General features: G+C 31.5%; 22 protein-coding genes and 1 tRNA gene. 11 read left to right on the forward strand and 12 right to left on the reverse strand.

Features of this window, described 5'->3' with window-relative positions:
* Nucleotides 1–38 precede the first annotated feature (38 nt).
* Complete coding sequence (locus tag EU96_RS00370) at nucleotides 39–599, forward strand: DoxX family protein (protein WP_032527557.1); 561 nt, start codon at nucleotides 39–41, stop codon at nucleotides 597–599.
* A gap of 1 nt (nucleotide 600) precedes the next feature.
* On the opposite strand, the gene purH is transcribed toward EU96_RS00370, so the two are convergent.
* Nucleotides 601–2,154 (reverse strand): bifunctional phosphoribosylaminoimidazolecarboxamide formyltransferase/IMP cyclohydrolase, encoded by a 1,554-nt coding sequence (purH, locus tag EU96_RS00365; RefSeq protein WP_032527558.1) that lies wholly within the window; start codon nucleotides 2,152–2,154, stop codon nucleotides 601–603.
* A 33-nt stretch (nucleotides 2,155–2,187) separates the two neighbouring features.
* Between purH and EU96_RS00360 the strand changes: the two genes are divergently transcribed.
* Nucleotides 2,188–2,805, forward strand: coding sequence for an alpha/beta hydrolase (locus tag EU96_RS00360; protein ID WP_032527559.1), 618 nt, complete (start codon nucleotides 2,188–2,190; stop codon nucleotides 2,803–2,805).
* Here the strand turns inward: EU96_RS00360 and EU96_RS00355 are convergent.
* Entirely contained in the window at nucleotides 2,802–3,170 is a 369-nt protein-coding gene (locus tag EU96_RS00355) for a DUF3155 domain-containing protein (protein ID WP_011375833.1), read from the reverse strand. The genes EU96_RS00360 and EU96_RS00355 overlap by 4 nt on opposite strands.
* Nucleotides 3,171–3,419: 249 nt before the next feature.
* Between EU96_RS00355 and EU96_RS00350 the strand changes: the two genes are divergently transcribed.
* Nucleotides 3,420–4,556, forward strand: a complete 1,137-nt coding sequence (locus EU96_RS00350) for a sensor histidine kinase (protein WP_032527560.1) — start codon at nucleotides 3,420–3,422, stop codon at nucleotides 4,554–4,556.
* Here EU96_RS00350 and EU96_RS00345 read toward each other — a convergent pair.
* Nucleotides 4,534–5,274: an adenosylcobinamide-GDP ribazoletransferase gene (locus EU96_RS00345; protein ID WP_032527561.1), complete on the reverse strand. Its 741-nt coding sequence runs from the start codon at nucleotides 5,272–5,274 to the stop codon at nucleotides 4,534–4,536. The two genes, EU96_RS00350 and EU96_RS00345, sit on opposite strands and share 23 nt — an antisense overlap.
* Nucleotides 5,275–5,371: 97 nt before the next feature.
* On the opposite strand from EU96_RS00345, the gene tgt reads away from it, so the two are divergent.
* On the forward strand, nucleotides 5,372–6,490 hold the full coding sequence (tgt, locus tag EU96_RS00340) for a tRNA guanosine(34) transglycosylase Tgt (protein ID WP_032527562.1): 1,119 nt from the start codon (nucleotides 5,372–5,374) through the stop codon (nucleotides 6,488–6,490).
* Between the two features lie 33 nt (nucleotides 6,491–6,523).
* Nucleotides 6,524–6,664 carry a photosystem II reaction center protein K gene (locus tag EU96_RS00335; protein WP_011375837.1) on the forward strand — a complete coding sequence of 47 codons (141 nt, stop codon included), beginning with the start codon at nucleotides 6,524–6,526 and terminating at the stop codon, nucleotides 6,662–6,664.
* A gap of 26 nt (nucleotides 6,665–6,690) precedes the next feature.
* Here EU96_RS00335 and EU96_RS00330 read toward each other — a convergent pair whose 3' ends face one another.
* The 3 genes from EU96_RS00330 to EU96_RS0109545 form a co-directional block, all read right to left on the reverse strand.
* On the reverse strand, nucleotides 6,691–7,695 hold the full coding sequence (locus EU96_RS00330) for a Gfo/Idh/MocA family protein (protein WP_032527564.1): 1,005 nt from the start codon (nucleotides 7,693–7,695) through the stop codon (nucleotides 6,691–6,693).
* 56 nt (nucleotides 7,696–7,751) lie between these two features.
* Nucleotides 7,752–9,014, reverse strand: coding sequence for a hemolysin family protein (locus EU96_RS00325; protein ID WP_032527566.1), 1,263 nt, complete (start codon nucleotides 9,012–9,014; stop codon nucleotides 7,752–7,754).
* Nucleotides 9,015–9,032: 18 nt separating this feature from the next.
* Nucleotides 9,033–9,105, reverse strand: a tRNA-Ile gene (locus tag EU96_RS0109545).
* 141 nt (nucleotides 9,106–9,246) lie between these two features.
* Here EU96_RS0109545 and pyrE point away from each other — a divergent pair.
* Nucleotides 9,247–9,807 (forward strand): orotate phosphoribosyltransferase, encoded by a 561-nt coding sequence (gene pyrE / locus EU96_RS00320; protein WP_032527568.1) that lies wholly within the window; start codon nucleotides 9,247–9,249, stop codon nucleotides 9,805–9,807.
* Between the two features lie 10 nt (nucleotides 9,808–9,817).
* Nucleotides 9,818–10,654 carry a CAF17-like 4Fe-4S cluster assembly/insertion protein YgfZ gene (ygfZ, locus tag EU96_RS00315; RefSeq protein ID WP_032527612.1) on the forward strand — a complete coding sequence of 279 codons (837 nt, stop codon included), beginning with the start codon at nucleotides 9,818–9,820 and terminating at the stop codon, nucleotides 10,652–10,654.
* Here ygfZ and EU96_RS00310 read toward each other — a convergent pair.
* Complete coding sequence (locus tag EU96_RS00310; RefSeq protein ID WP_032527569.1) at nucleotides 10,640–12,058, reverse strand: TM0106 family RecB-like putative nuclease; 1,419 nt, start codon at nucleotides 12,056–12,058, stop codon at nucleotides 10,640–10,642. The two genes, ygfZ and EU96_RS00310, sit on opposite strands and share 15 nt — an antisense overlap.
* Nucleotides 12,059–12,136: 78 nt before the next feature.
* Here EU96_RS00310 and EU96_RS00305 point away from each other — a divergent pair, with 78 nt between their 5' ends.
* Nucleotides 12,137–13,591: a phosphoglucomutase/phosphomannomutase family protein gene (locus EU96_RS00305; RefSeq protein ID WP_032527570.1), complete on the forward strand. Its 1,455-nt coding sequence runs from the start codon at nucleotides 12,137–12,139 to the stop codon at nucleotides 13,589–13,591.
* Between the two features lie 2 nt (nucleotides 13,592–13,593).
* On the forward strand, nucleotides 13,594–14,169 hold the full coding sequence (gene rdgB, locus EU96_RS00300) for an RdgB/HAM1 family non-canonical purine NTP pyrophosphatase (protein ID WP_032527613.1): 576 nt from the start codon (nucleotides 13,594–13,596) through the stop codon (nucleotides 14,167–14,169).
* A gap of 2 nt (nucleotides 14,170–14,171) precedes the next feature.
* Here rdgB and EU96_RS00295 read toward each other — a convergent pair whose 3' ends face one another.
* From EU96_RS00295 to fabI, 3 genes are all read right to left on the reverse strand, one after another.
* On the reverse strand, nucleotides 14,172–15,656 hold the full coding sequence (locus EU96_RS00295; RefSeq protein WP_032527571.1) for a carotenoid oxygenase family protein: 1,485 nt from the start codon (nucleotides 15,654–15,656) through the stop codon (nucleotides 14,172–14,174).
* Between the two features lie 72 nt (nucleotides 15,657–15,728).
* Complete coding sequence (gene hisB / locus EU96_RS00290) at nucleotides 15,729–16,334, reverse strand: imidazoleglycerol-phosphate dehydratase HisB (protein ID WP_032527572.1); 606 nt, start codon at nucleotides 16,332–16,334, stop codon at nucleotides 15,729–15,731.
* A gap of 20 nt (nucleotides 16,335–16,354) precedes the next feature.
* Nucleotides 16,355–17,137: an enoyl-ACP reductase FabI gene (gene fabI / locus EU96_RS00285; RefSeq protein WP_032527573.1), complete on the reverse strand. Its 783-nt coding sequence runs from the start codon at nucleotides 17,135–17,137 to the stop codon at nucleotides 16,355–16,357.
* 106 nt (nucleotides 17,138–17,243) lie between these two features.
* On the opposite strand from fabI, the gene EU96_RS00280 reads away from it, so the two are divergent.
* Together EU96_RS00280 and EU96_RS00275 are read left to right on the forward strand one after the other, a co-directional pair.
* Nucleotides 17,244–17,837 carry a thioredoxin family protein gene (locus tag EU96_RS00280; RefSeq protein ID WP_032527574.1) on the forward strand — a complete coding sequence of 198 codons (594 nt, stop codon included), beginning with the start codon at nucleotides 17,244–17,246 and terminating at the stop codon, nucleotides 17,835–17,837.
* A 52-nt stretch (nucleotides 17,838–17,889) separates the two neighbouring features.
* Nucleotides 17,890–19,095 carry a DegT/DnrJ/EryC1/StrS family aminotransferase gene (locus EU96_RS00275; RefSeq protein WP_032527575.1) on the forward strand — a complete coding sequence of 402 codons (1,206 nt, stop codon included), beginning with the start codon at nucleotides 17,890–17,892 and terminating at the stop codon, nucleotides 19,093–19,095.
* Here the strand turns inward: EU96_RS00275 and EU96_RS00270 are convergent.
* Nucleotides 19,080–20,516 (reverse strand): cryptochrome/photolyase family protein, encoded by a 1,437-nt coding sequence (locus EU96_RS00270; protein ID WP_032527576.1) that lies wholly within the window; start codon nucleotides 20,514–20,516, stop codon nucleotides 19,080–19,082. The genes EU96_RS00275 and EU96_RS00270 overlap by 16 nt on opposite strands.
* Nucleotides 20,513–21,076, reverse strand: a complete 564-nt coding sequence (locus EU96_RS00265) for an NUDIX hydrolase (RefSeq protein WP_032527577.1) — start codon at nucleotides 21,074–21,076, stop codon at nucleotides 20,513–20,515. Before EU96_RS00265 ends, EU96_RS00270 begins: the two co-directional genes overlap by 4 nt.
* Nucleotides 21,077–21,087 lie beyond the last annotated feature (11 nt).

Here is a 21,087-nt window from a genome sequence, read left to right on the forward strand (position 1 = left end):
CTACTTTATTAACTAGAATAATTAAAAAATTTTGAAGTATGGAAGACAAAACACAAACTAATCAGGTTCAAACAGCCAGCATGAAAAGAACTAAAGCTCCCCAAAAGGTTGAAGTTGTAGTTGCTAATTCATCGTCCGGGTCAGAAGTAAATATCCTTGGAGAACTATCAATTTTTATTTTACGGATCGGTTTCTGTGCTTTGATGATTCATCACGGCCTAGAGAAACTTCAAGATCCGCAGGGTTTTGCAGAGTTTGTAGTTGGTAAGTATTTCCCATTTTTGCCAGGCGATCCTGTTATTTGGACTTTTGGAGCAGCTATTACTCAATTAGTTTGCCCTGTAGGATTGGCTTTAGGAATTTTTGCAAGGCTTTCTTCTTTTGGACTATTCTCCACAATGGCATTTGCGGTTTATTTTCATTTCCTCGATACCGGACTTGAAGGCTTTCCTCTTGCAGTAGTGGAAGCTCACAACTATGCATTTGAATTGTCCTTTATATATGGTGCTATTTCTCTATATTTTCTATGCGCAGGTCCTGGAAGGCTTTCTTTATTTAGGAAGACTAACAAGATTACATATTATCCAAAATCATCATAAATCAATGCAAAAAATGCCTTTTTTGTGTAAATAACATTGATATTCCTTTTGAATTACACATATCAATACTTTCTTGGTCTCTTAAACTTCCTCCTGGCTGGATAATAGCTTTTATTCCATAATCATTTGCAATTTCTACTGTGTCTGCAAATGGGAAAAAGCCATCGCTGGCCAAAACAGCTTCAGAAGCTAATGCTTTAGCTGCTTTTAATGCAATTTTTGCAGATCCAACTCTATTCATTTGTCCAGCTCCAATTCCAATAGTTTTTTGGTCTTTTGCTATAACAATGGCATTTGATTTTACATGTTTACAAATTTTCCATGCAAAATTTAGATCTAAATTCATTTGACTAGTCGGACTCTTTTTCGTGACTGAAATCCAACTGTCAGTTTTATCTTTACTATCGTCAGTTTCTTGAACTAGTAATCCTCCCATTATTGATTTAGTAGAAGTTTGGTTCTTCTTTGGAAGTTTATCGTTTGATAATCTTAAAACTCTTAAATTCTTTTTGATTTTTAAAATTTCTAAAGCTTCTTCATCAAACGATGGAGCGACTACACACTCTAAGAAAATATCTTTGAGGTTAATTGCGGTTTCACTATCAACATTTGAATTAAAAGCAACTATTCCTCCAAATGCACTAACTGGGTCGCATTCTAGAGCATTTAAAAATGCTTGAGACGAGGAATTACTTATAGAGGCACCGCAAGGATTATTGTGTTTTAAAATTACAGAGGCGTATTTGTTTTTGGTAAGAATATCTTTTTCTTCGTAGCCAAATTCCAAAACTGTTGAGAGTGCAGATTCAAGATCTAATAAATTGTTATAACTTAAATCCTTACCTTGTAGTTGATCTGCTGAGTTCCATCCAATATTACTTAAACCATACCAAAAAGCTTTTTGATGAGGATTTTCCCCGTATCTTAAGGTTTTGATTAGTGGATAAGATTCAAGATATTGCGAAGACTGTAAATCTCTTTCTTTACTGATCCAATTAGATATTGCAGTGTCATAGTCAGCTGTATGTTGAAAAGCTTCAAAGGCTAATTTTGCTTTATATGATTGATTTAATCTCCCTTTATTTCTTTCTTCGAGAAATTCTTGATATTGACTAGGATCTACTAAAACTGAAACGTCTTTATGATTTTTAGCTGCAGAACGAATCATTGATGGCCCTCCGATATCAATATTTTCAATAGCATTATCCCACTTAGATCCTTGTTCAACAGTTTTTTTGAAAGGATATAAATTAACAACTACCAAGTCAATTAATTCAAGATCGTTAGCTTCTATATCTTTTTTATGTTCTTCATCATTTCTCTTAGCTAATATTCCTCCGTGTATTTTTGGATGTAAAGTTTTAACTCTTCCTCCAAGGATCTCTGGAGAATTAGTAAAATCTGTAACTTTAATAACTGGAATTTTTGCCTCCTCTAGATGTTTGGCAGTTCCTCCACTTGATAGAATTTTATAATTAAACTGTTCAACCAATTCTTTGCAAAATGGGATTATATTTTTTTTATCAGAGACACTTACTAAGGCTAATGGTGACATTATGGGAAAGTTTACTTACTTAAGAATATACACATGAAATACGATATCAATCATGAATTTGTCTCGATTAGCTCTCAAACTGCAACTCATAGAATTATTTTGATACATGGTTGGGGAGCAGATGCAGATGATCTTTTAACTCTTGGAAAGGAGATTATAGATAAAATAAATTTTGATTTCGAGGTAATTTCATTGAGAGCTCCTGGATTACACCCAAGTGGTCAGGGAAGACAGTGGTATGGATTATATCCACATGATTGGAATGGAGCTCAGATTGAGGTAAATAAACTTTTAGTTACATTAAAAAAATTTGATACTGATCAGATTTCACTTAAAAAAACAATTTTGTTGGGTTTCTCTCAGGGAGCAGCAATGGCAATAGATGCAGGATTTAAATTAAATTTTGGATTAATTGTCGCTTGTAGTGGTTATCCTCACCCAAAATGGGCCCCAGGAGAAAATCCCCCACCATTGATTATTAGTCATGGTTTATTTGATGACGTTGTGCCTATAGATGCTTCTAGGATTATTTTTGAAAAGGTAAAAACTAAGTCTTCTGAATTTTGCGAATTTTTAGAATTCGATGGATTCCATCAAATTGATTTAAATTTAATTAATTTGATAAGTTCAAATATAAGTAAAATTTTTTAAACGAAAGCATATTCGTATTCTTCAATCTCTTCCCAATCATCTGCAGTAAGTTCTAGACCTTCAAATATTTTTTCTTCACCTATTCCTTCAACTACGAATTTTAATGATGGAAACAAAAAATGATTTTCTTCAGCATACTGAGCGCTAAATAAACCTTTTTCACCCCAAAAAAACCTATCAGTGGTATGTTCATTTCTGCGAACGTTGAAAACTGAAGGAGCAGATAGACCATTTTCAGCTATGAATCTTCTTGCTGCCGTAACTGGTTTATGTTTACCAGTTTCGATATGATAAATAGGTACATGTGCCATTACTCTTTGGCCAGCTAATCTTCTTCTGCTGATTCTTTTTCTTTTTTTTGACATTGATCGGGACTCCTGAAATTATTAAAGAGATTAGTCTTGTTTATTTTTACTAATCTTATATCTGTGATTTTTGATTCACTTCAAATTACATAGAGGACCCATCAACCCCTGATGTAGCTTAAAATATGATTAAATGTTCATATTTAAGGCTGGCTTAAGTCAGACCTCTTTATATATCTTAATACTTTTTTCATATTTTTCAAGCCCTTTTGAAATTTTTTCTAAAAATTACTCAAAATTTCATTTATGATGAACCTCTCTAAAAAATTTGAAGAACTAGTCATAAAACAGCTAGAGAGTTTTGATTGCTCAATGGGAGTGACTCATTTAGTTATGTATCTTGCTTCAGCTAAGCATGGAACTAAAGCATCATTTGAAATGATTGGTCAATGGCCAAAAAAGGATAGGCTTCTAATATCAATGGAAGATGATCCTTCACTAAAATTTTCTTCTCCAAATAGAAGATGGTATCCGCTTCAAGAAAACGATATTCTGCTTGGTGTCCTTAGGGTAGAAACTGATTTGACAGGGGGGGATTGGCCAGTCTCTCTTGATACTAGATTAAAAGCGCTTTCAATATCTTTAGCTAAATGCGTTTCTATCGAATTAGAACGTCAAAATAAAAATGAAGAAATAAATTATTTAAAAAATCAGGTCAATGTGATAATCCATCAATTGAGGAATCCATTGGCTGCTCTTAGGACATATGCAAAATTACTAATAAAAAGACTTGGTTCAGATGATGACTCTATTCAATTAGTCGAACGTATGATAATAGAGCAACAACAAATTAATCAATACGTTGACTCTTTTGCTCAATTAAATTCACCTATCCAATTTCCTCTAGAAATTGGAGAAGAAAGATTATTATTACCACCAAATTTAGATAATAAAAAGGAAATAACTGTTCAGAGTTTATTGAGGCCAATTTTAGAAAGGGGGAAAGCTAATGCGAAATTAGAGAATAGAGATTGGGCTGAACCTTCTTTTTGGCCGGATTGGACTTTATCGCCATTAAAGGCAAAATATGCTGTAATAGCTGAAATTGCGGCAAATTTATTAGAAAATGCGTTTAAATACGCCCATAAAGATGCTGAGATTGGACTCACAATTACGAGTAAAGGTTTGGGCATCTTTGATAATGGCAAAAAAATAACTAAAAATGAAAATGAGAAAATTTTTCAAAAAGGCTTTAGAGGATCTGCGGCTAAGAAAAAGGACGGCACTGGAGTAGGACTTTTTTTAGCAAGACAATTAGCACAGCAAATTGGGGGAGACTTGAAGTTGATTGAAAATTCCTCAATTAATCATGATGAGGAATTAAAAAATCTTAAGAAGAGAAATATTTTCTATTTAGAACTTCCTATAAAAGAATTGCATTCATAAATAACATTACAGTTTCGACAAGTACAACACTCGCACCGCAAGCATCTCCATTGAATCCTCCAATTTTATTCCCTAGCATGTTTGGAATAGAATAACTTAAAAAAATGCCAATCAAAATAAGAAATAAAAATTTAATTAATATTGCTTGGGATGTAATTGAAACTAATTGACATGCTATGAAAATTGAAAGAAAAATGATGGAAATCAAAGATTCTCTTTTGAATCCATTCCAAAACTTTTTATGACTAATAGATTTTTTCTTATAACTCTTATATTTAAATTTTTCTATAAAAAATAAATTTGAAAATCTTCCCCAAAATAAGCATATTGGCAAAACAAAAATTATTTGGGTTTTAATTTTGAGTATGCAAGCAATCTGAATTAAAGTTATAAAAACTAAAGATTGAACCCCAAATGAACCAACTTTACTGTCTTTCATAGCTTTTAAACGTTTCTTTTTGCCAGCAAAAATACCATCGAAAGTATCCATTAAACCATCGATATGCAGACCACCAGTAATTAAATATCCTGAAGCTAAACAAATTAATGTAGATGCATAAATGGACCAAGAGTTTGATCTTAAAAAAATAAAAATATAACTCTGTATTATTCCAATAAAAAATCCTAAAGGCGGCGCAAATTGTGCAATATTTTTAAATTCGGGATTAATTAAAGGTATCTTTGGAAATGTCGTGTAGAAAATCCAAGATCCAGCCAAATTTTTTATTAAATATTTTTTGATAAGATTAAAATAAGATTCAATATTAAATAATAGGGTAGATTAATAGAAAAGGATTAAAATCTTATAATTTATCGTGTTCGAATTTAAAATTTCATCGAATTGTAGTAATACAGAGGCAAGAACTGGTATATTTCATACTCCAAATGGTCAGGTAAACACTCCGAGATTTATGCCTGTAGGTACTTTGGCAACGGTTAAAGGAATTTCATCTAAGCAGTTAACCTCTACAGGATCAGAAATGATTCTCTCAAATACCTTCCATCTTCATCTACAACCTGGAGAAAAACTAGTTAAAGAATTTGGTGGAATACATAAATTCATGAATTGGCCTAAGCCTATTCTGACTGATTCAGGTGGATATCAAGTTTTTAGTTTGGCCAAATTAAATAATATTTCCGATAAAGGTGTGGAATTTAGAAATCCAAGAGATGGTAGTCATGTATTTTTATCACCTGAAAAAGTAATGCAGATTCAAATGGATCTTGGCTCGGATGTTGCGATGGCTTTTGATCATTGTCCACCGCACACAGCTAGCGAAAATGATGTTGAGGAATCCTTACAAAGAACTCATGCATGGTTACAAAAATGTGTTCAGACTCATCAAAAATCAAATCAAGCATTATTCGGAATAGTTCAAGGTGGTAAGTATCCGAGATTAAGAGAATATAGTGCAAAATTTACAAGTTCTTTTGATCTTCCTGGAATAGCGGTAGGAGGTGTAAGTGTTGGAGAGGCAATCGAAGACATACATAGTGTAATTAATTATGTCCCTAAATTCTTACCAATAAATAAACCAAGATATTTAATGGGAATTGGCTCTCTAAGAGAAATTTCTTTAGCTGTTGCTAAAGGATTCGATATATTTGACTGTGTTTTGCCTACAAGACTTGGAAGACACGGGACTGCATTTTTTAATGATGAAAGATTTAATTTGCGAAATGCTCGATTTAAAAATGACTTTTCTCCGATTGACAAAACTTGCAAATGCGAAACCTGTAAGTCCTATTCTCGTGCATATTTGCATCATTTAATTAGAAATGATGAGATATTAGGACTCACCCTAATAAGTTTGCATAATATCGCTCATTTAATAAGATTCACCAATGCTATTTCTACTGCAATTAAAGATAATTGTTTTACAATTGATTTCGCTCCTTGGAAAACATCCTCTATTGCTCACCATACGTGGTAACGTCTTATCATAATTAATTAAATTATTAAAAAGGTGCTCATTCTATTTAATACATTCGCTGAATTGCCTGAGGCTTACAAGGCTTTTGCTCCAACTGTTGATGTTCTTCCACTAATACCTTTATTTTTCTTTTTATTGGTATTTGTTTGGCAAGCTGCAGTTGGATTTAAATAAAATTATTTTCGTTTAGATAGTTAGCCTTAGAAGGGATTTTCAAGTAAAATCGCATCTCCAGAATTTTCTACAGCACATTCTATAAAATCAGCTATTTTTAAAGCTCTTGAGGCTTGCTCACCATCTACTTCAGGAGTTTCTTTGCCTTGAACGCATTTCAGAAAATGCTCTAATTCTGCATAAAGAGGCTCAATGGAAGTTGTGCTAACTTCTTCGACATACCCATCATTCCTATAAACTAATTCGCCATGCTCGGCTGTATATGATTCATGAGATTTTCTATGGATTTGTAGAGAGTGATTTAAGAAATCTGTTTCTACTAGCCCATTTTGACAGTGAGCACTTAAACTTCTAATTTTTTTGTGACTCATTTTGCTCGCAGTTAAGCTTGCAATGACATTATTTTTAAAAACTAGAGTAGCATTGACATAATCTATTAAGCCTTCACTATTTCTACCTCCAACAGCTGCTAATTTTTGTATTTTTGAGTTTACTAGCTCTAAAACAAGATCAATGTCATGAATCATTAAATCCATTACTACTGATACATCATTTGCTCTATCTGCGTTAGGACTATGCCTCCTTGCCTCTAAAACAACTATTTCTTCATTGTGAACTATTTTATTTAGCTCTCTAAAAGCGGGATTAAATCTTTCAATATGCCCAACTTGTAAGAGACAATTACTTTCATTAGCGGCTTCTATTAATGATTTTGCTTCTGACTCGTTAGCTGCAATTGGTTTTTCAATGAGTACGTTGGTACCTCCCTTAAGACAATCTAGTCCGACTTTTTGATGTAGTAGTGTTGGGACAGCGATACATATAGCATCAACTTTAGGAATCAAGTCTTTATAGTCTTTAAACCATTCACATTGAAATTGCTCAATGGCTAATTTGCCTCTATCTTCATTTGGATCTGCAACTCCAACGAGATTTGCATCTTTAAGTAAACTAAGTACTCGAGCATGATGCCAACCCATATTCCCTATACCTATAACTCCAACCTTTACGGGTGATGAGGTTGGTTTCATTATTTTAAATCCATATATTAATTATCATTATCCTCTATAGTGAGCAACATTTAGCTTTAGGAAAGATTTATTTTAACACGATCAATTTTTGGACCTGACATAGAAATAACTTCAAATTTAATGTTATTAAAATCTAAAACGTCACCAATTTGTGGAACCATTTGAAATTTTTCTAGCAGAAATCCAGCAAGGGTATGGTAGTCTGCACCTTCTGGAATAGAACATCCTAACTTTTTATTGATATCTATAATTTCTGATTTTCCAGCTATTGACCATTTTTTGGATAAATTATCTAACATTCTCATATCTGAATAAATTCTATTGTTGAGCATTTCCTCTCCAACTATTTCGCCATTTAGATCAGCTGCAGTTATGAGTCCCTCTGTTCCACCGTGTTCATCAACTACTAGTAAGAAAGGATTGTAGTCTCTTACTACTGGTAATATTTCAGCTAATGAACATGTTTCTATTATTTTTGTCACTGGTAAAAGGAAGGGCTCCAATAATGTATCGGCTTCCATTTCACCCTTTGAGATTGGCTTAGCTAAATAACGCAAATCTAATACACCTAATACATCATCTAAAGACTCACCAATCACAAAGAAGCGCGCATGGCGAGTTTTATCTACTTGTTTCATAAGTTCTGAAAAGGTTATGTTTTTTGGCAAAGTTACCATTTCAGATCTTGGAATCATTACTTCTTTAACCTGTGTATCTTTTAAAGCAAAAACTCCTTCAAGAATATTCTTCTCATCTGGTTTTAAACCTGTTACATTATCTGTTTCTATAAGAGTTTCTAATTCTCCTGCGGATAAACCCGAATTTAAAGAATCCCATTTGTTATTTAAATTGAAAAAGCCTAAACAGGCGCTAGCAAAGAATTCTATTATCCTAACTATAGGATTCATACCTTTTCTAACGGCATCGAATATTGTGGTTAACCTTAATGCAGCAGATTCTGGATTGTTAATTACTAGGGCTTTAGGAATTAGTCCAGAAACAAGTGTAACAACTAAAACAACAAATAAAAATAATAGAAGATCATAAAATCTATTTGACAAAACATTGCTTTTCCAATAATCATTAGCCAGGTTATTGCTGAGCCATCCAATTGCAATTAATGAAATTGTTACTCCAAATTGAGAAGCAATTAAGGAAGATCTAAAGCGTTTTTGAATTTTTAAAATTGAAAATGCTCCTTTCTTTTTTTCTTCTATTAACCTTAAAACTTTACTTGGCCTTATTAATAAAAAAGAGAGTTCACTCGCTGCGAAAAAAGCTGGAAAAAATAAAAGGAATAAAAGTAGAGTTATTTTCATTCAATGACAAATGAATAATGGGGGTGGCGAGGATCGAACTCGCCTTAGCCAAATTATGAGTTTGGTGCATTCACCAGATTGCTACACCCCCAAGGGAGTTTGTGTAATTTTAATTACATTGAATTTAAATATACAATATAAAAATAATATTTCAAAAAACACCTCATTAGGAAGTTTTTGTGAGATTTCTTTTTTTTCTTCTAATCTTTAAATATAAATTTAACTTTTACTAATGGGCAATTTTTCGGAAAAGTATGATTTAAATAAAGCAAAATTGTTAAAACAGTTAATTGAAAAATCTTATAAGAAAGGAAACTTCACTTTATCTTCAGGAAAAAAAAGCATTCATTACTTGAACTGTAAACCGGTGTCACTAAATGGCGAAGGCCTAAACTTAATAAGTGATTTATTTTTCGAGTTAAAGGACTCAAGGTCAAAAGCTGTAGCAGGATTGACATTAGGTGCAGATCCCCTTGTAAGTGGATTAATCGTCAAAGCAGCTTCTCAAGGTATAGACTTTAATGGTTTGATCATTCGCAAAGAAATTAAAAAATACGGTACCAAAGCTGGAATAGAGGGGCCTATATTAGAAGAAGGATCTTTGGTAACTGTCTTAGAGGATGTTGTTACAACTGCTGGTTCAGTAATAAAAGCTATAAAAAAGTTACGAGAAAATAATTATGTTGTTGAGGAAGTTTTGTCTATAGTTGATAGGCAAGAAGGGGGATGTGAAGCCCTTAACGATGAAAATGTTAAATTAAAGAGTCTTTTTGAAATCAAAGACTTTTTATAATTATCTCAAAATGCAAGATATAAAAAAAAAGTTTTGGCTTGAAAAATTTGATTGTTTTTCTATTACTGGAAAAGATGCCAGAAAATTTTTGAATGGAATAACAACTGGTAATATTCTAAATTCAGAAAATAAAGTTATCAAAACTTGTTGGTTAACGCCAAATGGAGTTCTGAGGTCATTAATTGAAATTATTTTTTTAGAAAGAAACTTAGAAGTCATTATCTTGGCGGGTAACACTCATGAAATAATTGATTATTTTAATCAAATTATTTTTCCAGCGGATGATGTACTTTTAAGTGAACCTTTCTTGATAAATAGAATTCAGGAAATTGATGAATCTAGATCATGGAGAACTTGCCAGCCTATTTTCTTTAAAACAGAAGATAAAGAATTTGAAATATATAAAAATAAACTAAATTTACTGAATTCCAATGATTTAAAACTTTGGAAGGTTAATCAGGCAATACCCTCTTTAGACATGGAAATAGACGGAAAAAATAATCCTCTTGAGCTGGGATTAAAAGATCTTATTGATTTTAATAAAGGTTGCTATTTAGGACAAGAAACAATGTCAAAAATAAAAAATGTTTCTTCTTTAAAACAGGAAATAAGAATTTGGAAATCATTTGAATCTAATTTGAATTTAGACGTTGAAGATAAAAATTTATACATAAATTCTGCCAAAGATATTTCTGTAGGCAAAATCACTAGTATTTTTAAATCAGATTCTCAAATAAAAGGCTTAGCAATGATAAAAAGAAAATATTTAGAAGAAGGAAGTTATTTTTATTCAGAAATTATAGGAAAAATTATTATAAATAAATCTGTAGGATCAATTTTTCTTTGATTGATTTTTGGTTAAATATTCTGCAATTTTTAGAGTAGCCAAACAATCATCTTTGTTATATTGGATAATTTTTTTTAAAAATATTTCGTTTTCTGTAATTTGATATTGAATCCACCAGTAAAGGGCTTTCGATCCACTTACATTTTTCTGCACCCATTCAAATCCAAGCCAATTAGAAACGGTTTTTAAGCCATAGTTTTTTAGCGGTAATATCCAAGACTTTCTTATTAAGGTATGTAAGTCTATAAATCTTGAGGTAAGTGAATCAATTTCTTCAAAACTAAAATTTAGGTTTTTAGCAATATTAATTATTGCTATTTTTTCAGTCTCTCCATAATGTAAGACTGGCCATTCCTTTTGTGAAAAAAGTATTTTAATAATTTGCCTGTAAGATTCCTCTTTATTGTTTTTGAGATTTAAAATAGGTTCATAAATAAGTTCTTCTTTCTTTTGAAGTAAATTATTTACTTTTAAAAATCCATATAAAAAATCATGCTTATCGTCTGGATTTGACTCAATATCAAAGACATAAAATCCTGAAGCTGTTTTTTCTAAAAGATCGTCAGAATAATTATTATTAGAAATGCAAAATGTTTCTCCATAAATATATGCTTGTGCTTGTTTTATAAATTTCGACGCTTTTTCATGCTTTTGTTCGTTAAATATTGATAATTTATCTCCAAGTTCTTTTTCGTTATATGACGCTAATTTTTGAGTATTAGATATCCCATTTGTTTTGAGTAATGAGGCCGTTTTAGATCCTATTCCATCTATATCTGTTAGATATCCATTTTCTTTTGCCTCTTTGTCACAGAAATTTTGCCATGAACAAATAGTACATTTTTTTCTATCGTGAGTTATTTCTGGAATAAATCCCTCCAAGGATTCATGCAAACTTAATAAAACATTTAAAACTTTATTTATTAATTTTTTATTAAAATAAACCTCTTCGACATTTACTTTATTACCATAACTTGAAATTACTAATCCTTTTTCAATTTTAGATTCTTGAAAAGTCCCTAATAGAATAGAACTAAAAGTTAAGTCGAATAAATGTTCTTTAGTGGTTTTGTGGCCTAATCTATAAACAGCAGGTAAATATTTATATGATCCCCATTTGCTTATACCTTTAGTCTTTAAAAGTAATTGAGGATGTATTTCAGCGTTAATATTTTGGAAGAAATTCCCTTTGATTTTTAATCCAATCACACCCTGAGAACCCCTTTCGCAGGCTTTTAATCCTGTATATATTTCACCATTACATAATTCAGAGAAAATTTGATACTGTTTAATTTTATATATGGCTTTATGCGGAGACCAAACTTCATAAGATTTATTACCCTTGAAATCTAGCCATGCTTTTCTTTTACATCTTATAAAACTTTTTAAATAAATAGTATTCAAATTTTTTTTAAAGGTGTTTTAAATTTTACTCATATAAATTAATATAGATAATTAATATAAATCAAGGAACTCTTAAATTTGCCAGGTGACACATTAGATAAAATAAAATTTGGAACTGATGGGTGGAGAGGAATAATTGGATTTGATTTTAATCTTTCCAATCTTTCAAGAGTTGTTGTGGCTGCATGCCAGGAATTGCATTATCAATACTATACAGCAGTTAATTCAAAGAAAATTTTAATTGGATATGATCGTAGATTTATGGCAAGTGAATTTGCAAAGCAAATAGTTCCTTTTGTAAAAGGTTGTGGTTTTGAGCCGATCTTATCTAATAGCTTTGTTACTACACCCTCTTGTAGTTTCTATGCTAAAGAAATGGGTTGTTTAGGAGCATTAGTAATTACAGCAAGTCATAATCCATATAATTGGCTAGGTCTTAAAATAAAGAGCTTTAATGGATGTTCTGTTGATGAATCTTTTACAAGTGAAATTGAAAAAAGATTAATGCTTGGTAATTCAATTGACAAAATAGAGGGTTCATATGAGCAGGCAGATATTAAGAAGTTTCATTTGGATAAAATTAAATCTCTTTTTGATATTGAATATATTGCGAAAGAACTGAAAAAAAAGAAAATACGAATTTTTGTGGATTCTATGCATGGTGCGGCTGCAAATTGCATGGCTGAGATTTTTGCTTTTAATGATTCAGAAGTAGTTTCAGAAATCAGAAAAGATTCTGATCCTTTTTTTGGCGGAAAACCTCCTGAACCTCTATTAAATTATTTAGATGATTTAAATCAAATACTTATTAAAAATTCAAACAATGAAGTTAAAACTTTAGGAATTATTTTTGATGGAGATGGTGATAGAATTGCGGTAATTGATGAAAAAGGGCGATATTGTAGTACGCAAGATTTAATCCCATACTTCATTAGCTATTTGGGAGAAATTAAAGATAATCCTTATCCAGTTTTAAAGACAGTTAGTGGTTCAGATGTTATTAAAAATATTTCAGAAAGTCAAAATAGAGATGTTTTTGAACTGCCAGTTGGCTTTAAATATATTGCAGAAAAAATGATTAAAGAGAAAATATTTATTGGAGGAGAGGAATCTGGAGGAGTTGGTTTTGGTGACTTTATGCCTGAAAGAGATGCTTTATATGCAGCAATGATTTTACTAAATGGAATTGCTAAAAAATCTCAATATTTATGTGAAACTTTAGATGAAATCCAAAAAGATTTTGGACCAAGTTTCTATAAAAGAATTGATATTAAGTTCCCAAATCAGACAGAAAAAACTTATGTTCAAGAATTTATAATAAATAATATTCCTGAGAAGATTAATAATCACAAGATAATTAATATCTCAAAGATTGATGGAATAAAGTTGAGAATCAATAAAAGTTTTTGGCTTCTTTTTAGGTTTTCAGGAACTGAACCTCTTTTAAGGTTGTATTGTGAGGCACCAAAAGAATCTTATCTAGGTGAGTTATTAGAGTGGGGCCAAAAATTTATAAATTTGGCGAGAAAATAATTATGAAAAATTTATATTTAGCAAGTAAGAATAATGGAAAAATTGAAGAATATAAGAAATTGCTTGCAATAGTTAATTGTCAATTATTACTTCAACCAGAAACATTAGAAGTTGAAGAGGATGGTTTGACATTTAGAGATAATGCAATTAAAAAAGCTAGTGAAGTTTCCAGAAAAACAAATAATTTCTCAATAGCAGATGATTCTGGAATTTGTATTGAAGCATTAGGCGGAAAACCAGGTATTTACTCATCAAGATATGCAGAAAATGATAAAAAAAGAATTGAGAGAGTTTTAAAAGAACTTGATGGAGTTCAAAATAGAAGAGCTTTCTTTATTGCTAATATTTGTGTTTGTTCCCCAAATGGTGAAGTGATTATTGAATCTGAGGCCAAATGTCATGGCAATATTATTTTAAACCCGAGAGGGAAAGGTGGTTTTGGGTATGACCCAATTTTTGAGGAGAGTTCTACCAGATTAACTTTCGCAGAAATGAATAATGATATTAAAGACTCTTGTAGTCATAGAGGTAAAGCATTAAAAAAAATGATTCCAGATTTAATTGAAATTTTTTCTTAAATTCAATTAACCCAAGATCCATGAAGGCCATGAGGAATTGAAATGGGTAATTCATAAATAGCTAATTCTTTTAAGTCTTTTGCGTCTAATATCACTAAATCGCTTCCTCTTCTTTCTCCGTTCCATAGAAGTATAAATAAAAATCCCTCATCTTCTTTTAAAGAGTTTTCTGATGGAACCATAATTGGTTCACTTACGAATCCACTTGGGCCTGCTGACCAAGAAATCTCTTCCTTAGAAGTTAAATTTATTTTTTTTATTGCTTGAAGTGGAGCGTTCCCCAGCTTTTGAGATGTGCTTGCCATCCAACTAAAAGTTGCTTTTAATCCTAAGTTTTTAGGATTAACAACAGCAAATTCACAACATTGTTCACTTAAAGTTTCAAGTTCACTAGTTTTTTTCTTTAGATCGATAATTGATCTTTTCAGTTTTCCTTCTGGATATTTATCAAAGTCAATATTCCTAAAATTCTCGTCTGGACCAACTGATGGGAAATCATCATAAAAAATACTATCTAATACGATTTTGGAATCTTTTTCAAATGCATTTACATGATGAAAAACGAATCCTTCTGGAGCATCTATTGTTAACGGTGGCTGACCTCTAAATAATCCACTTTCTCTGGGGATGATAAAAAACTTTGCCTTTTTATTTGGGTTTGACTTTAGACATTGTGCTGCTCCTCTTTGACCCATTACAAATGGAAGAGGATTGAAATCAATAGCATTCTGTAAAAATATTGCCCAATTAGTTGTAATTGCAAAATCATGAAGGAATGCAAAGCCATTAAAAGTATCTTTTCTGTCAAAAATGAGCTCTCCAGAATTTGTACCAGCATTATTAAATTCCATTAATCTAATGGTACTTTTTGGCCCGGTTTGTACTCCAAAAGTGACTAAAAGTTCTGAAGATGCATTTGAGTTTAGGTCTGTTTTGGGATGAGCACTGAATGCTTCGTTAGGCTTGAGTACCCCTTTTAATGTTGTTAAACCAATAGTGTCAAGACTATCAGGATCCATTGCATGTGGACCGGCTGCTTCCCATAATGCAAGAATATCATCTCCTAATTTAATGACATGAGTATTAGCGATATTCTTGAATTTTAGATCTAATGCATTATTTAAAATTCCTCCATTTTTTTGTGTGCCAAAAACACCTCTATAAATAAATTTATTTATTTTTTCTTCTTCCAAATAGCCTTTAGTTTTAACAAATCTATTTGTTAAGAATGGCTGACCATTTTCGAATTTTATGGATGTTATCATTCCATCACCATCAAATGGATGATGAACCCATTGTCCACCTCTCTCTAATATTCCTGGTCCATTTCTTAATAATGTTCCATTTAAATTTTTAATATTATTACCTTTGCTAATTCTTAGAGGCGCTTTAGTTAGCTCCTTTTCTACATTTTGATACGCACTTGACCAATCTTCTTTATTAAAAATTTTAAATTTATCAATTTTTTTATCTTGTAAATTAGTCACAACAAAATAATCACTTTATCTATTTTCGCCAAAAATCAACTGAATTGTGGCTGATTCGAAAAAATTCCTATTTTATTGATTTTCTAACATTCCTTTACTGCTTGGAATCGAATCAGATCTTCTTAGATCTGTTTCGGTAGCCATTCTCATGGCTCTTGAAAAAGCTTTAAAGCACGCTTCAACTATGTGATGTGAATTACTACCTCGTATTTGATTAATATGCAGAGTAATACCGCTGTTATTTACAAAGGCAATAAAAAATTCTCTTACTAGTTCAGTATCATAATTTCCTATTCTAGGGGCTTTTAATTGAAGATCATAAGATAGATGTGGTCTACCAGAGCAGTCTAAAGTGACTTGAACTAATGCTTCATCTAATGGGGCAAAGAAATGACCAAATCTGCTTATTCCTTTTCTCTCTCCCAAGGCTTTTGAAAATGCTTTGCCTAATGCGATTCCTACATCTTCATTTGTATGATGATCATCAATATGGGTATCTCCAATTGCTTTTATTTTTAAATCAAACAAACCATGACTGGATATTTGATGAAGCATATGATCTAAGAATGGTATCCCGGTATCAATCTCAGAAATTCCATTTCCATCTAAGTTTATAAATACAGAAATATCTGTTTCATTCGTTTTTCTTTTTATTTCAGATTGCCTTAGAGATGACATTTTTATGCAAAAAACTTAGTTTACATTCCATTAATGCAGTAACCCGCATCAACATAAATTGTTTGGCCTGAAATGCCGCTAGAGAGATCACTTAATAAAAAAGCAGCTGTATTACCTACTTCTGTTTGAGTGACTGTTCTGCGTAAAGGAGCCTTTTCTTCAACATTGTGAATCATATCTAAAATGCCACCTATAGCAGAACTCGCAAGTGTTCTTATAGGCCCAGCACTTATTGCGTTAACTCTGACTTGTTTTTCGGGACCAAGTTCTGCAGAAAGATATCTTACTGAAGCTTCTAAAGCTGCTTTAGCAACTCCCATCACGTTATAGTTAGGGATAGCCCTTTCTGATCCTAAATAAGTTAATGAGACAACTCCAGCACCATCACTAAAAAGTGGTTTTGCTGCTTTACATAAAGGTGCTAACGAATAAGCACTTATATTAAGAGCCCTATCAAAACCCTCTGAAGTGGTAGCACTATAATCTCCAATCAATTCATCGCGTCCTGCAAATGCTAGGCAGTGAACTAATCCATCAATTTGCCCCCAATTGTCTTTTATATTTTTAAAGATTTCTTGAATTTGAACTGGATTTTGAACATCAAGAGGCAAAAATAACGATGGGTTTAAAGGTTCAGTTAGTTCTCTAACTTTAGACTCGAATCTTCCCTTATCATCAGGCAAATATGTTATTCCAAGTTCTGCGCCAGCTTTTGAAAGTTGTTGAGCGATACCCCATGCTATCGAACGATTGTTGGCAATTCCTGTAACAAGAATTTTTTTGCCAGTTAGATTTAGAAGCATTTTGTTTATTATTTCTATTATTCTCCTATATAAAAGTACCTATCTTTACGGATTACTGCAAAATATACAATAATTTTCAAATATTAATGAATTTTTTAACTTTAACATGGTAAGAACAAATTCTATGGTTTTGGAATTAGGCTTTCAATTACCTAATTTCGAAATGTTAAATGCTAATTCTTCAAAAAATGAATATTTTAATTCTCATAATCTAGATAATCGGCATTTACTTTTAATGTTTATTTGTGCCCATTGCCCATTTGTTAAATATATTGAGAATCAAATTTTCACCTTAAGTAAAGAAATTGAAAATACAGTTCAAACAGTTGCAATTTCTAGCAATGATATTGTCACTCATCCTTCAGATTCTCCTAAAAATTTGAGATTACAAGCACAATCACAGGGATGGAGTTTCCCTTATCTATATGATGAAAATCAAAATTTTGCTAAGGAATTAAAAGCGGCTTGCACCCCAGATTTTTATCTTTTTTCAAATGAAGGAGATGGTGATTTTTTATTGTTTTATCATGGCCAATTAGACGATAGTAGACTAGGTAATAATATCCCTCTCTCTGGAAAAGATTTGCGCTCTGCTGTAAAAGATTTGAATCAAGATAATTATTATCCTTCAAATCAGATGCCTTCTTTAGGTTGCAATATAAAATGGACTCCTGGTAAAGAACCAAGTTGGTTTAAATGAATTAAAATTTTTTTTACCCATAGAAATATGGTTTAGGGTTAATATATTCACTATGCAGATACCTCCATTTACTTTAAATAGGCAGTACCAAGAAATTGGCTCAGAAATTGAGAGTGAGGTTTCTAAAGTTTTAAAAGGGGGCCAGTATATTGGAGGACAAGAAATTGCCAAATTTGAGGAGAGTTTTTCTAGTCTGATTGGTGTTGAAAATACTATTGGATGTAATAGTGGAACTGATGCTTTAGTATTAGCTTTGCGCGCATTAGATATTGGTGTGGGTGATGAAGTTATTACCTCATCTTTTAGCTTTTTTGCAACTGCAGAGGCTATTAGTGCAGTTGGTGCTAATCCTGTTTTGGTAGATATAGATCCAGAAACTTATCTTATTAATACTGAACTAATAGAACAAGAAATAAATTCTAATACCAAGGCAATTATGCCAGTTCATCTATTTGGGAATGCAGTGAATATGACCTTAATAAAATCTTTGGCCAAAAAATATGACTTAAAAGTAATCGAAGATTGTGCTCAGGCAACATGCACAATGTGGGAAAATTCCAAAGTTGGTAGTATAGGTGATATAGGTTGTTTTAGCTTTTTCCCTACTAAAAATTTAGGAGCTGCTGGAGATGGTGGAGCAGTAACAACTTCAGATCAGAAGATTGCCAAAAAAATTAGAGAACTGGCTGTTCATGGCAGCCCAATAAGATATCACCATACCCAAATTGGATATAACAGCAGACTTGATACCATTCAAGCTGCCATATTAAACATAAAAATTAAATATATTTCTAAGTGGATTAATAATCGCCAAAAAATTGCTAATGATTACCTTGATTTATTAGAAAAAAATCCATTTATTAGTTTTCCAAAAATTAGCTCTGATTCAATTTTCCATTCTTGGAATCAATTTGTCATCAAATTAAGAAACGATAAATATTTCTTAAATGAAGATTTTTCAAATTTATTTGATACTGATTGCAAAAAATACTATTCTTTAAGGAATTTGGTAAAACAACAACTTTTTGAAAAAGGTATTAATTCAATTATTTATTATCCAATTCCAATACACGCACAAATAGCTTACAAAAATAAAAATTTTTCTAGAACAAAACTCATAAATACAGAGAGAATTTGTACAGAAGTCCTTAGTCTGCCAATGTTTCCTGAAATTTCTTATGAAGAGCAAGTTTATGTAGCAGAAAATTTAAATAAAGTTTTAAAGAATTGTATAGAGGAAATTCAAATTTCAGCATAAAGTGATTTAAATAATCTTTGTTGTATGTTGTGATTGACAATAGGGCCTGAATAATTATTTTTTTCTAAATTAGATATCTCCCCATTTAATAATTCTGAATTTGACACTTTAGATAATTCAGGAATCCAATATTTTATATATTCGCAAATAGGATCAAATTTTTTTGCTTGGGTATATGGATTGAAAATTCTAAGTGGTTTTGGATCCATACCGCTACTGGCGCTCCACTGCCATCCCCCATTATTTGCAGCTAAGTCGCCATCAACCAACGTCTCCATAAATTTTTTCTCACCCATTTGCCAACTGCATATAAGATCTTTTACCAGAAATGAAGCGACTATCATCCTACATCTGTTATGCATCCAACCAGTACTATTTAGTTGACGCATTGCAGCATCAACTATAGGTACTCCGGTCTCTCCGTTGCTCCAATATTGAAACCATTCTTTATTGTTTTGCCATGGAAAGTGATCCCATTTTTTTCTATATGGACCTTTCTCCAGCTCTGGGAAATGGAATAAGCAATGTTGATAAAATTCACGCCAAACAAGTTCTTTTTGCCAAGTTTCAATTGATAGGTAATTTTCTTGATTTGCAAAATCTGAATTTAAATTTAATGTGGCGTTCCAAACTTTTCTAATGCTGATGGTGCCGAATCTGAGAGATGCACTTAGAAAAGATGTCCCATTATGGGAAGGAAAATCTCTCGCAGAATTATAAGAATATATGTTTTTTTCGTTAATGAAGTTTTCTAATAATGTTTCTGCAGCATTCTCTCCAGGTCTACATGGACAAATATTCGAACCAGGAAATTTGATATTTTTGATAAATTTCTCTAGAACCGAATTAGATGAATTTATTGTCTTATTTTCTTTGAGTTTATTATCTATATCTTTAAACTGGAAAACAACTTTATCTTGTTCATATGAACCTAATAAATTCATTTTTGATTTAAGGTTTTTATAAAAAGGTCCATAAACTGAATAAGGATTATTATTCCCTGAAAATATTTTTAAAGGTTCTATTAATAAGTGATCCCAAGTTTCAATAACTTGAATATTTTGTTCTTTTAAATTATTTTTTATTTGTAAATCGCGATTTATCTCATAAGGTTCAATTGATCTATTCCAAAAAACAAATTTAGCATCTATTTTCTTTGCTAATTGAGGAATTATTAATACCGGATCTCCTTCTTCCATCACTAATCTACTACCCATTTTTTTCCAATTATTTCCTAATTCTTGAAGCGAATTTCCTAGAAACCAAGCTCTTGAACTTGCATTGAAATCGTGTGAGTAATTTTTATCAAATATATAAGTTGAAGTAATAGCATTTGATAATGAAAATGCTTTGATTAAAGATTGATTATCAAATATTCTTAAATCCTTTCTATGCCAAAAAAGTATTCTAGGTTTATTCATAATTTATCTAAAAATTGTTTAGCTCTAAACCAAGCCGTCACGGTTTTTGCATCAAGAATTTCATCCCCACTAGAAATAAGATTATCTAGTTCGTCGGGATCTAAAATTAATACTTCTATATCTTCATCTAAATCTCCTTTAACCTCGGAATTGAGTTTGTTTAAATCACGAGCTAAAAATAAATAAATTTCTTCATCTGCATAACCAGGAGCAGGGACAAGAGTTCCTAGTTCATCCCATTTGTTGGCACTGAATCCAGTCTCTTCTTGTATTTCTCTTTGAATTGAATTAATAGGTGTTTCACCTATTTCTAATGTACCTGCTGGAAATTCTAATAAATACCTTGAAACAGCAAATCTATATTGCCGAAGAATGATAACTTTATTGTCTTTTGTAATAGGTACGGCTAATGCTGCCCCAGGATGCTTAATGTATCCATATTCACCTTCATGTCCATTTGGAAGCTCAATTCTATTTATTTCGAAACTAAATTTTTTTGACTTTAACTCAGATATTTTTTCTTTAAAAATGGATCTTTTTATAAGGTTTTTGTTGCCCATAATTTTTAAAT

Source organism: Prochlorococcus marinus str. MIT 9302, from assembly GCF_000759975.1.
Lineage (GTDB): Bacteria > Cyanobacteriota > Cyanobacteriia > PCC-6307 > Cyanobiaceae > Prochlorococcus_A > Prochlorococcus_A marinus_M.